Annotated in this window: 10 protein-coding genes; 8 read left to right on the top strand and 2 right to left on the bottom strand. The window is 67.8% G+C overall.

Translation table 11 applies throughout. The annotated features are described in order from the left end of the window. Positions 1-464 precede the first annotated feature (464 nt). Positions 465-827, top strand: coding sequence for an ATPase (locus Q0W90_RS19285; RefSeq protein ID WP_297594514.1), 363 nt, complete (start codon positions 465-467; stop codon positions 825-827). Positions 828-842: 15 nt separating this feature from the next. Here Q0W90_RS19285 and fadD2 read toward each other — a convergent pair whose 3' ends face one another. Further along, a complete protein-coding gene (gene fadD2 / locus Q0W90_RS19280) occupies positions 843-2,537 on the bottom strand; it encodes a long-chain-fatty-acid--CoA ligase FadD2 (protein ID WP_297594512.1) in 1,695 nt (564 codons plus the stop codon). Between the two features lie 57 nt (positions 2,538-2,594). Between fadD2 and Q0W90_RS19275 the strand changes: the two genes are divergently transcribed. Next, on the top strand, positions 2,595-3,869 hold the full coding sequence (locus Q0W90_RS19275; protein ID WP_297594510.1) for a DNA polymerase domain-containing protein: 1,275 nt from the start codon (positions 2,595-2,597) through the stop codon (positions 3,867-3,869). On the opposite strand, the gene Q0W90_RS19270 is transcribed toward Q0W90_RS19275, so the two are convergent. After that, positions 3,866-5,269 (bottom strand): nitrate/nitrite transporter, encoded by a 1,404-nt coding sequence (locus Q0W90_RS19270; RefSeq protein WP_297775882.1) that lies wholly within the window; start codon positions 5,267-5,269, stop codon positions 3,866-3,868. The genes Q0W90_RS19275 and Q0W90_RS19270 overlap by 4 nt on opposite strands. 254 nt (positions 5,270-5,523) lie before the next feature. On the opposite strand from Q0W90_RS19270, the gene Q0W90_RS19265 reads away from it, so the two are divergent. The 6 genes from Q0W90_RS19265 to Q0W90_RS19240 all read left to right on the top strand — a co-directional run. Further along, a complete protein-coding gene (locus Q0W90_RS19265) occupies positions 5,524-6,531 on the top strand; it encodes an ABC transporter substrate-binding protein (protein WP_297594506.1) in 1,008 nt (335 codons plus the stop codon). Between the two features lie 115 nt (positions 6,532-6,646). Next, the gene (locus Q0W90_RS19260; protein ID WP_297594504.1) at positions 6,647-7,321 is read left to right on the top strand and encodes an allophanate hydrolase subunit 1; all 675 of its coding nucleotides are present in this window, start codon (positions 6,647-6,649) and stop codon (positions 7,319-7,321) included. 76 nt (positions 7,322-7,397) lie between these two features. Next, a complete protein-coding gene (locus tag Q0W90_RS19255) occupies positions 7,398-8,312 on the top strand; it encodes a 5-oxoprolinase/urea amidolyase family protein (protein WP_297594502.1) in 915 nt (304 codons plus the stop codon). Positions 8,313-8,599: 287 nt separating this feature from the next. Then, positions 8,600-10,045 (top strand): nitrate/nitrite transporter, encoded by a 1,446-nt coding sequence (locus Q0W90_RS19250; protein ID WP_297594500.1) that lies wholly within the window; start codon positions 8,600-8,602, stop codon positions 10,043-10,045. Positions 10,046-10,134: 89 nt separating this feature from the next. Further along, positions 10,135-11,286 carry a uroporphyrinogen-III synthase gene (locus tag Q0W90_RS19245; protein ID WP_297775886.1) on the top strand — a complete coding sequence of 384 codons (1,152 nt, stop codon included), beginning with the start codon at positions 10,135-10,137 and terminating at the stop codon, positions 11,284-11,286. Continuing rightward, positions 11,277-11,772: CbiX/SirB N-terminal domain-containing protein (locus Q0W90_RS19240; protein ID WP_297775878.1), on the top strand; the 496-nt coding region annotated here is incomplete at its 3' end. The genes Q0W90_RS19245 and Q0W90_RS19240, both read left to right, overlap by 10 nt.

The raw sequence follows: 11,772 nt of genomic DNA, 5'->3' as shown, positions 1-11,772 counted from the left end.
GCACAACAATGATGCGTAAGGCCCGCTATATCTGCGTGCTAGAAAATGCGTATTTCTGCAAGCTATTTATCCGCAAGTACTGACAACGGTGGACCCGAGCGCCTTAATGCCCGAGGTCAGCGCCAATGTACTGATGTACTGGCCGAGGCCGGCGTATTTACTGATGTCAATATATCCGTATTAGCGGATCGACTGATTCCGTGCGAATGGCAGGCAGTGGATTTCAACCAGACGTAATATCACCCGCCTTTTCCGGGCCCAGCAGCTACCTTTGACAATTTGCTCCTCCACCTGCACCCGGAGGCGCCTTTCCGCGACGCCACCGCACATCACGCCGTCAGCGCCCACGGGCCGCCCGCGGCCCGGCGGCGCGACTTAGGGTGGCGTCGGTGAGAGAATCAGTATTGACACATAGGCGACGAGCGCTGATTTACTGATTCGCACTCACGGAGGAAGACACCGAAGTGAACTTCAAGCCCAACCACAACGGACCCAGCGCCGGATCCTTTCGCGCCCCCGCCTCGGCCGCCGGCCCCTCCGGAGACGCCGCGCCGACCGAGCGCCTCAGCCTCGGGCAGCCACGCGGCCAGCGGATCGCCAGCCAGCCGTCGGCCAACCAGGCCGGACGCACCCAGCGGACCCGCCGGACCGTCGACCTCGCGGCGGCCACCCACCGGGCCCTCGACATCTGGCAGCGCGAAGCGGCCGACCGGCTAGGCGTCGCCCGGGTGACCGGGCAAGAGGTGCTCACCGCGCTGATCGACCAGCTCCTGGTCGACCCGAAGCTCACGGCCGACATCACCCGGGCCATCAAAGACCGCCGCTGAGGTCTGCTGGCGCAGCTAAATCTCCATCTCGCGCAGCTCGCGCTTGAGGATCTTGCCGGTCGGGTTGCGGGGCAGCTCGTCGAGGAAGACGACCTCACGCGGCACCTTGTAGCGCGCCAGGTGATCGCGCACGTAGTGCTTGACGGTGTCCTCGTCGAGGTCGGCGTCGCCCTTCTTGACCACGAAGGCACGCAGGCGGTGCCCCCACTCCTTGTCTTCGACACCGATCGCGGTGGCCTCGACGACCTCGGGGTGCCCGCTGATCAGATCCTCGACTTCGGCGGGGAAGACGTTCTCACCGCCGGAGACGATCATTTCGTCGTCGCGGCCGCTCACGTACAGCAGGCCGTGCTCGTCGAAATATCCGACGTCTCCCGAGGACAACAGGCCATCGATGATCTGCTTGTTACCGCCCCCGGTGTAGCCCGCGAACGGGAAGGTGTTGCCGACGAAGATCCGGCCGACCTCTCCCTGGGGCAATTCCTTGCCGTTGTCGTCGAAGATCTTGACCTTCACACCCTTGACGACCGGGCCCACCGTCGCCGCGTTGCGCTCCAGGTCCTTGGGGCCGGCGATGGTGGCGAAGGCGATCTCGGTCGAGCCGTACATGTTGTAGAGGACCGGCCCGATGTCCTTGAGCGCGCGGGCGGCCAGCTCGGCACCCAGTTGGGAGCCCGAGACGAACACGATCCGCAGGCTGGACAGGTCGGGCTTTTTGTCCATCTTCTCGATGGTGTCGATGAGGCGCGACAGCATCACCGGCACCACCACCATGGCGGTCGGCTTGTACTTCTCGACGTCCTCCAACACCAGCGGCGGCTTGAACTTGCGCCGCAGCACGAGCGTCGAGCCCAGGAACATGGCGATCGTCGCGTGCAGATACCCCAGGGCGTGGAACATCGGCGACGGCAGCGACGTCACCTCACCGGCCTTGAACGGGACGTGGGACAGGATGCCGCCGACCGGCGCCAACGTCGGCGGCGTACTGCGGTTCGCGCCCTTCGGAGTACCGGTCGTTCCGCTGGTCAGAATGATGACCGAGGCGTGCTTGCCCGCCTTGGGGGCCGGCTCCTTGCTGCTGCGCTCGATCAGCTCGGCCAGCGTCTCGTCGGTGCTGCCCGACGGCTCGTCGTCGGGGCCTTGATCGGGGTTGGTGCCCAGCGCGCGCAGCTTGCCCAGCGGCGGATCGGCCTTGCTGACCGCCTTGGTGTACTCGTCGTCGTAGATGATCACCTTGGCGCCCTCGCGCTCGGAGACCTCTTTGATCTGCGGCCCGGAGAACTCGCTGTTGAGCAGGATGATGCGGGCGCCCACCCGGGCCACACCGTAGTTGGCGACCAAAAACCAGCGGTGGTTGCGCGCCAGGATGGCGACGCCGTCCCCGGCCCTGACGCCCTTGGCGATCAGGCCGTTGGCCACCGCGTGCGCCGCCTCGTTGAGCTCGGCGTAGCTGAATTCGCCGTCCTCGTCGATGCACGCCGCGCGGTCGGGGTGGCGCCTGGCGTTGAGCGACGGCAGCATGCCGAACTCGCCCCACTTGTAGATGTCGGTGGCCATCGCCGCATAGTTCTGCGGCGGCTCCAGCCGGAAAGCGCCCGACTCGATGATCCGGCGCAGGTAGTGCAATTCGGCCGAGCCGCGTTCGACGTATTGCTGAACTTTCGCTACGGCTTTGGAGGCCTGACCGGGCAGGCCAAGGAGGTTAGGCATGGAACCCACCATATGTGACGTCCGTCTCAGCTCGGCCAGAAATTCCGGCGAATTAACATGAACCACATGACCCGTCCGGTTTCGCTGGAGGTGGCCGGGCGCCGTGTCACCATCACCCATCCGGACAAGGTCGTATTCCCCCGCACGAGCGGCCACAAAACCTCGGGCCCGTACACCAAGCTCGACCTGGTCCGCTATTACCTGGCTGTCGCCGACGGCGCCCTGCGCGGTGTGGCCGGGCGCCCGATGATCCTGAAGCGCTTCGTCAAGGGCATCTCGGAAGAGGCGGTGTTCCAGAAACGCGCGCCGGCAAAACGGCCGGACTGGGTCGACGTCGCCGAACTCCGTTACGCGCGAGGCACGTCCGCGGCCGAGGCCGTCATCCGCGACGCCGCGGGGCTGGCCTGGGCGATCAACCTGGGATGCGTCGACCTGAATCCGCACCCAGTGCTCGCCGACGACCTCGATCACCCCGACGAGCTGCGGGTCGACTTGGACCCGATGCCCGGGGTCACCTGGCCGCGCATCGTGGACGTCGCGCTGGTGGCCCGCGAGGTGCTCGAGGACTACGGACTGACCGCATGGCCGAAGACGTCCGGTTCGCGCGGCTTTCACGTCTACGCCCGCATCGCCCGGCGCTGGGAGTTTCGCCAGGTGCGGCTGGCCGCACAGACCGTCGCCCGGGAGGTCGAGCGGCGCGTGCCCGAGGCGGCGACCAGCCGCTGGTGGAAGGAAGAACGCGAGGGGGTGTTCGTCGACTTCAACCAGAACGCGAAGGACCGCACGGTCGCGTCGGCCTACTCGGTGCGGGCCACCCCCGACGCCCGGGTCTCGACACCGCTGCACTGGGACGAGGTCGCCGAGTGCCGGCCCGAGGTGTTCACCATCGATACCGTGCCCGGCCGGTTCGCCGAAGTGGGCGACCCCTGGGCGGGAATGGACGACACGGTCGGCGAGCTCGATCGGCTGCTGGTGCTGGCCGAGGAAATGGGGCCTCCCGAACGCGCGCCGAAGGGATCGGGCAGGCGGCCCGACGGGGCGTCAGGGCGGCGGCGCTCCACGATGCCGCTGATCGAGATCGCCCGCACCAAGACCAAGGACGAGGCGATGGCGGCGCTGGACACCTGGCGCGATCGTTACCCGGCGGTGGCCGCCCGGCTGCGGCCGCCCGACGTCCTGGTCGACGGCATGCGCGGGCCCAGCTCGATCTGGTATCGGATCCGGATCAACCTGCAGCACGTTCCGGAAGACCAGCGGCCACCGCAGGAAGAGCTGATCGCCGACTACAGCCCTTGGGAGAATTACGGCGGCAGGCAGCGGCCGTCTGATTAGATTCCGACCCGCGTGATCGCGTTGTGCTTGCGCAGGTAGCAGTACCAGGTGACGCCCAGCAGGGCGAGGAAGAACGCGAGGTAGAACCGCAGCGCCGGTTCGATGCTGCCGAATTCCGACTTTGACCAGGAGTAGGCCAGCGGCACGATGAACCCGCCGAACGCGCCCACCGCCGAGATGACGCCCAACGCGCCGGCGGCCTGGCGGCGCATCTGCACCATGGTGTCGGGATCGCCGCCGGCCAGCTCGCCTTTGATCTTGAAGATCCGCGAAATCATCCGGTAGGTCGAGCCATTGCCGATGCCGGTGGCGACGAACAAGAACATGAAACTGGCGAAGAACATCGGCAGGTTGACCGCCCGCACCGACCACAGCGCCGCCGCCGCGCCGATGGCGAGCAGCGCGAAGCTGAAGGCGGTGATGCGCGCCCCGCCGATCCGGTCGGCCAGCTTGCCGCCGAGGGGGCGGATCACCGATCCGATGCCGGCGCCGAGGAAGGCCCAGGTCAGCGCGATATCACCGCGGCCGAACACCGTTTTGAGCAGGGTCGGGAAGGCGGCCGAGTAGCCGATGAAGGATCCGAACGTGCCGATGTACAGCAGTGACATGACCCAGGTGTCGGGGTGGCGCAGCGACTGCCACACCGGCTTCACGTCGGCCTTCGCTTCGGTCAGGTTGTTCATGAACAGGAACGCGCAGACGGCGGCCACGACGGCCAGCGGCACGTAGAACAGCCCGGCGCGCGAGAGCGCCACCCCGCCGCCCGCGATGACTATCGGCGGAATGATCTTCTGCACGACGGCGACGCCGAGGTTGCCGCCGGCCGCGTTCAGGCCCAGCGCCCAGCCCTTGTCCTTCTCCGGGTAGAAGAAGGAGATGTTGGCCATCGACGAGGCGAAGTTGCCGCCGCCGAAGCCGGCGGTCGCGGCGATCACGACCAGGATCGCGAACGGGGTACCGGGATGGCTCACCGCCCACGCCAACAGCAAGCACGGGATCAGCAGCAGCGCCGCCGAGATGGTCGTCCAGTTGCGGCCGCCGAAAATCGGGACCGCAAACGTGTACGGCAACCTCAGGAAGGCGCCGACACCGCTGGGGAGGGCGACCAGGAACAGGGCCTGGCTGGCGGTCAGCGCCCACCCGGAGGCGCCGGGCTGGCTGGGCTGTCCATGACCGCCGGCCGCCGTCATCTGCACCACCACGATGCTCCACAACATCCAGACGCTGAACCCGACGTGCTCGGCAAAGATCGAGAAGATCAAGTTCCGGCGCGCGATCGCCTTGCCGGTGGTCTCCCAGAACTCGGGGTCTTCCGGCCGCCAGTCGTCGATCCAGTGCCGTCCCGCATGACGTTGGCGCGTCGGCGCGGGCTGCACTGCCGGGCTGATGGTCGTGGTCATTGATGGGGCTCCCTTGCGAATCAAGTGCGGAAAGTGAATGAGGCGCGGGCGTGATCACTTGACGCTAAAGACGCACTGTTACCGGTCCTGGTGTGCACAGTTACGTGGGCGATACGCAGAAATCGCAACGGCCCGTCCCGGTTTGTCAGAACTCTGCGACGCGCGCCCATCGCCGGGCCGCGCCGCGGTGCCGATGCGGGACCTCAGCAGCGCGGCGATACATCTGCGCGGGCGGAACGCGATACTCTCACGCGATGCGACAGGGATGGAATCGACGGGGATTCTTGCAGCTCGCAGCGGCTTCCGGTGTCGCCGCGAGCGCCGGGTTCACGGCGCTTTCGGCGGGCTGCTCGTCACGCCGATCGCCCCCGGGAGGCGGCGGCCCCGGATCGGTGACCATCACCCACCTGTTCGGTCAGACCGTCATCAAGGAACCCCCCAAGCGCGTCGTCAGCGCCGGTTACACCGAGCAGGACGACCTGCTCGCCGTCGGAGTGGTGCCGATCGCGGTGACCAACTGGTTCGGTGACCAGCCGTTCGGGGTCTGGCCGTGGGCCGCGCCCAAGCTCCGCGGGGCGCAGCCGGTGGTGTTGAGCCTGGACAACGGCATCCCGGTGGACCAGATCGCGGGTCTGAAACCCGACCTGATCGTGGCCGTCAATGCCGGCCTGGACGCCGACACCTATCAGAAGCTGTCCGCGATCGCCCCGACCGTCGCGCAATCCGGTGGGGACGCCTTCTTCGAGCCGTGGAAGGAGCAGGCCACCGCCGTCGGCCAGGCGGTGTTCCAGGCGGACCAGATGAAGTCGTTGATCGACGGTGTCGACCAGAAGTTCACCGACGTCGGCAAGAAGTATCCGCAGTGGACCGGCAAGAAGGCGCTGCTGATGCACGGCGCGCTGTGGCGGGGCACGGTCGTCGCCACCATGGCGGGCTGGCGCACGGACTTCCTGAACCAGATGGGGCTGGTCATCGCCGACGGCATCAAGCCGTTCGGCACCGATCAGCGGGCCGTCATCCCCCGCGATCACATCAAGTCGGTGCTCGATTCGGCCGACGTGGTGATCTGGACGACCCGTAACCCGGACGATCAGAAGGCGCTGCTGGCCGACCCCGAGGTGGCGGGGTCGCTCACCACCGCGCAGAACCGCCACATCTTCACCACCAAGGAACAGGCCGGCGCGATCGCCTTCGCGTCACCGCTGAGCTACCCGCTGATCGCCGACCAATTGCCCCCGCTGATCACCAAAATCCTGGGCTAGGCACCCCCGGGCGCGCACCGCCTGTTTGAGCGTTTGCTAAGGCAGCTCTGGCAGTGCTCGAAAATCCCACCGCCGCCCCTCGCACGAGCCCCGATCCCGGGGTTACCGTCGAGTAATGAGCGTGACGGACCTTAGCGGCGACCTGGCCCACGACCTGCCGACAGAGCTGGCGGGCAACACCGTCCTGGACTACGGCGATCGAGCGCTGATGGTGCAATGTGGCAGTACCGCAGAGGTTTTGGCGTGGGCGGACGCGCTGCGCTGTCAGCCGATACCGGGAGTGGTCGACCTCGTGCCGGCGGCCCGCACGGTGCTGGTTAAGCTGGACGACCCCCGCCGCCAAGGGGTCGTCCGCCGGCGGCTGCGCACGATGCGCGTCACCACCCCGCAGGCGGCCCGGTCGGAGCGCCGCGCCGACGTGGTGATCGACATCGTCTACGACGGCCCCGACCTCGCCGAGGTCGCCGGCCACACCGGGCTGACCATCCCGCAGGTGATCGATGCCCACACCGCCACCCCGTGGCAGGTCGGATTCAGCGGATTCGCGCCCGGCTTCGCGTATCTGGTCGACGGCGACCCGCGCCTGCGGGTGCCGCGCCGCGCCGAGCCGCGGACCTCCGTGCCCGCCGGTTCCGTTGCCCTCGCCGGTGAATTCAGCGCGATCTATCCGCGCCGCTCCCCCGGCGGTTGGCAACTCATCGGCCGCACCGACGCGGTCCTGTGGGATCTGCAGCGACCCGACCCGGCGCTGCTGATGCAGGGCATGTGGGTTCAGTTCCGGGCGGTCTAGCCAGGTAGCCGAGTGGCGATCGCGAGCGCGGCGCAGCCGGGCGAAGCAAGTCGCCACCATAGAAGAGGAGACAACCGTGGCAATCCTGGAGATCCTCCGCACCGGGCCGCTCGCCGTCGTCCAAGACCTCGGCCGGCCGGGACTGGCCCACCTCGGCGTGAGCCGGTCCGGAGCCGCCGACCGGCAGGCGCACCAGCTGGCCAACCGGCTGGTGGCCAACCCCGACGACCGCGCCACCGTGGAGGTGACGTTCGGCGGTTTCACCGCCAGGGTCCGGGGCAGCGACATCGACATCGCGGTGACGGGTGCCGACACCGATCCGACCGTCAACGGAATCAAGTTCGGCACCAACAGCATTCAGCATGTGCGCGACGGCCAAATGATCTCCTTGGGCACCCCGCGCGCGGGGCTGCGGAGCTACCTCGCGGTCCGCGGCGGCATCTGTGTGGAGCCGGTGCTGGGCTCGCGCAGCTACGACGTGATGTCGGCCATCGGGCCGTCGCCACTGCAGACCGGAGATCGGCTCCCGATCGGCGCGCACACCGAGGACTACCCCGAACTGGACCAGGCGCCGGTGGCGGCCATCACCGGCACCGTCGTCGAGCTGTCCGTGGTGCCCGGTCCGCGCGACGATTGGTTCGTCGACCCCGACGCACTGGTGCGCACCGATTGGGTGGTGTCCGATCGCAGCGACCGGGTGGGGATGCGATTGACCGGCCGCCCCCTGCAGTCCCGCCATCCGGACCGGCAGCTGCCCAGCGAGGGCGCCACTCGCGGCGCAATCCAGGTGCCGCCCAACGGTTTACCGGTGATCCTCGGTCCGGACCACCCCGTCACCGGCGGCTATCCGGTGGTGGGCGTGGTGGTCGACGAGGACGTCGACAAGGTCGCCCAGGTGCGGCCCGGCCAGTCGGTGCGGCTGCACTGGGCGCGGCCCAGGACTTCGGTTGGGACCCCGACCGGTGCCGTCGCGAGTTGGCCGTTCGCCTAACGCAATTGCGCCGGCGCCTCCGCGCGATCGACTGTAGGGCAGATCACATCAACCCGCACGATAGTGTGAGATCACTTGGTGACGGCCGACATTCGCGCGGTCGACGGCCCTTCAGGGACTTACCAGATAACTGGTAATCAACTAACAGTTCATATCGGCCGGTTCCGGTTGACCCGCTCGCGTCCTAGATGTGAGCATCGGAAGCCACGGCGGGGCATGCCCCTTCATGCGGGACGCCCGGGTGTCGCCGGCTAGACCCCGAATCGCTTTCTGAGGAGAGGATCGGCATGCACGCGCGCGTTAGGTCTATATGTCAACGGGCCCAAGCGATTCCACCGCGCCGCAACCACCATATCGCGGACTGGAATCCGGAAGACACGGCGGCCTGGGAGTCCGGCAACAATAAGGTCGCCCGGCGCAATCTGCTCGGCACCATCGCCGGTGACCACGTGGCCTTCTCGATCTGGACGCTGTGGCCCGTCATGGCGCTGTTCATGCCCGCGTCCGTCTACGGCTTCTCCGCCGGCGACAAGCTGTTGCTGGGCGCGGTGGCCACCCTGGTCGGTGGTTGCGCCCGGATCCCCTACACCCTGGGTATCGCCGCCTTCGGCGGTCGCAATTGGACGACGTTCTCGGCCTTCGTGTTGCTGATCCCGACGGCGGGCACGCTCGCGTTGCTGACCAATCCCGGTCTGCCACTGTGGTTTTTCGTGCTGTGCGCCGCGCTGACCGGGCTGGGCGGCGGCAACTACGCGGCCTCCCTGGCCAACGTCAACGCCTTCTATCCGCAGCGGCTCAAGGGCGCCGCACTGGCGATGAACGCCGGCGTCGCCAACCTCGGGGTCGCGGTGATCCAGCTGGTCGGCCTGCTGGTGCTGGCCACCGCCGGCCACGAGGCTCCGTATTGGGTGTGCGCAATCTACCTGGTGTTGCTGGTCGGCGTGGGCATCACGGCCGCGTTGTCCATGGACAACATCCACCACGGCACCCAGCTGGGCACCCTGCGTTCGATCCTGTTCGAGCGCGACACCCACGTGATCTCGCTGCTCTACATCGCCACCTTCGGCTCCTGGATCGGCTTCTCCTTCGCCTTCGGGCAGGTCATGCAGGTCCACTTCCTGGAAGACGGGGAGAGCGCCAAGCACGCGGCACTGCACGCCGCGCAGGTGGCCTTCGTCGGCCCCCTGCTGGGCTCCCTGGCGCGCATCTACGGTGGCCGGCTGGCCGACCGCGTCGGTGGCAGCCGTGTCACGCTGGGCGTCCTCGCCGGGATGACCCTGGGGGCCGCGCTGTTGGTCACGATCAGCATTCTCGATGACCATCACGCCGCGGCACGCCCCGTCAGCATGATCGGCTGCATCGTCGGCTTCATGGTGCTGTTCATCCTGTCCGGCATGGGAAACGGGTCGGTGTTCAAGTTGATCCCGTCGGTCTATGAGGCACGCAGTCGCGGGCTGGACATGAGCGAGGACGGCCGCCGTCATTGGGCGCGCGCGAAGTCGGGATCGCTGATCGGCATCTGCTCCGCCGTCGGCGCGTTCGGCGGCGTGGGAATCAACCTGGCGCTGCGGCAGTCCTACCTGAGCACCGGCACCGAGACGGCGGCGTACTGGGTGTTTCTGGCTTCCTACGTCGGTGCGGCGATCATGACGTGGAGGGTCTACGTTCGGCGCCCAGCCACAGCCCCGGGCCTGCCCGGCGCACGGCCGGAAGCCGAGGCCGCGCATGTGTGAGCGGACTCGCAACACGGGCAATGCCACAGCAATTGCTCGGTAACGCAACCGAAACGTCGCAGGCATACACAGTTCATATGGCCCCCCAACTGGCCCCACCAGACTCCGCGCCGCTGACCGGCTACCGGATCGCCGTGACGTCGGCGAACCGGGCCGAAGAGCTGTGCGCGTTGCTGCGCCGCAACGGCGCGGAGGTCTCCAGTGCCGCGGCCATCGACATCATCGCGCTGCCCGAAGACGACGAACTGCACGACCATACCGAAGCGGTGATCGCTCGGCCTCCCGATATCTTGGTGGCGCACACCGGCATCGGCTTCCGCGGCTGGGTCGCCGCGGCCGACGGTTGGGGCCTGGCCACCCAACTGCTGGCGTCGCTCTCGAACGCGCGGATCGTGGCCCGCGGACCGAAGGCGACCGGCGCGTTGCGCGCCGCCGGCTTGCACGAGGAGTGGTCCCCCAAATCCGAATCGTCGCGCGAAGTCCTGCGATACCTGCTCGAATCGAATGTCGCCGGCAAACGGATCGCCGTCCAGCTGCACGGTGCGGCCGACGGTTGGGACCCATTCCCGGAGTTCCTCGGCGCATTGCGGTCCGCGGGAGCGCAGGTGCTGCCCATCCACGTATACCGCTGGAAGCCAACGCCGGCCGGCGGCGACTTCGACCAGCTCGTCACCTCCCTCGCCCGGCGGCTGTTCGACGCGGTGACCTTCACCTCGGCACCCGCTGGTGCGGCGCTGCTGGAGCGCGGCCGCGAATTGGGCGTTGAAGACCAACTGTTGCAAGCACTTCGCAGCGACGTACACGCGATGTGCGTGGGCCCGGTTACCGCGCAACCATTGATCCGTGCCGGGGTCCCCACGTCATCACCCGAGCGAATGCGGCTGGGCGCGTTGGCCCGTCACATTGCCCAAGAACTCCCGTCGCTTCGGTCCTGCACCATCCGCGCGGCCGGTCACGAGATGGAGATTCGCGGGACCTGTGTCCTGGTCGACGGTTCGGCGAGGTCCCTGTCGGGATCGGGCATGGCGACGCTGCGGGCGCTGGCTGAGCGACCCGGCGACGTCGTCGCGCGCAACGACTTATTGCGGGTCCTCCCCGGCACCAGCAACGACCCACACGCCGTCGACACGGCCGTGCTGCGGCTGCGAACGGCACTGGGCGACAAGAACATCATCGCCACGGTGGTCAAGCGTGGCTACCGGCTCGCGATCGACCATCCGGATGAATCCCCATGGCGCTGATCCTGGTCGCGCACGGCACCCGCAGACCCGGCGGCGTGACGATGATCGAAGGCCTTGCGGCACAGGTCAGTACGCTCGTCGGTCACACGGTCGACGTCGCGTACGTGGACGTGGTGGGCCCCACCCCCAGTGAAGTCCTGGCGGGGTCCGCCGGCCGCCCCACCATCGTGGTGCCGGCGTTCCTGTCGCGCGGATATCACGTCCGGGCCGACCTGCCCGCCCACGTCGCGATCAGTGGACACCCGAACGTGACCATAACCCCGGCGTTGGGCCCGAGCGGTCAGATCGCGCGGATCGTCGGCGATCAGCTGCTGAAATGCGGCTGGCACCCGCGAGATTCGGTGATTCTGGCGGCGGCGGGAACCTCGGATGACAAGGCGCGGGCCGACCTGCACACCACGGCGACGTTGTTGTCGGCGCTCACCGGATCACGGGTGAGCCTGGCGTTCGCGGCCACCGGAGATCCGCAACTGCACGAGGCCGTCG

The sequence above is a fragment of the Mycobacterium sp. genome (genome assembly GCF_025933915.1).
Lineage (GTDB): Bacteria > Actinomycetota > Actinomycetes > Mycobacteriales > Mycobacteriaceae > Mycobacterium.
The sequence above is the reverse complement of the archived record's forward strand: the minus strand, read 5'-3'. Positions and strand labels throughout refer to the sequence as shown.

What these genes read in the sequence shown, in the direction of transcription:
- fadD2 (WP_297594512.1), bottom strand. Translation starts at nt 2,537, where the DNA reads ATGCCTAACCTCCTTGGCCTGCCCGGTCAGGCCTCCAAAGCCGTAGCG.
- Q0W90_RS19275 (WP_297594510.1), top strand. Translation starts at nt 2,595, where the DNA reads ATGAACCACATGACCCGTCCGGTTTCGCTGGAGGTGGCCGGGCGCCGT.
- Q0W90_RS19270 (WP_297775882.1), bottom strand. Translation starts at nt 5,269, where the DNA reads ATGACCACGACCATCAGCCCGGCAGTGCAGCCCGCGCCGACGCGCCAA.
- Q0W90_RS19265 (WP_297594506.1), top strand. Translation starts at nt 5,524, where the DNA reads ATGCGACAGGGATGGAATCGACGGGGATTCTTGCAGCTCGCAGCGGCT.
- Q0W90_RS19260 (WP_297594504.1), top strand. Translation starts at nt 6,647, where the DNA reads ATGAGCGTGACGGACCTTAGCGGCGACCTGGCCCACGACCTGCCGACA.
- Q0W90_RS19250 (WP_297594500.1), top strand. Translation starts at nt 8,600, where the DNA reads ATGCACGCGCGCGTTAGGTCTATATGTCAACGGGCCCAAGCGATTCCA.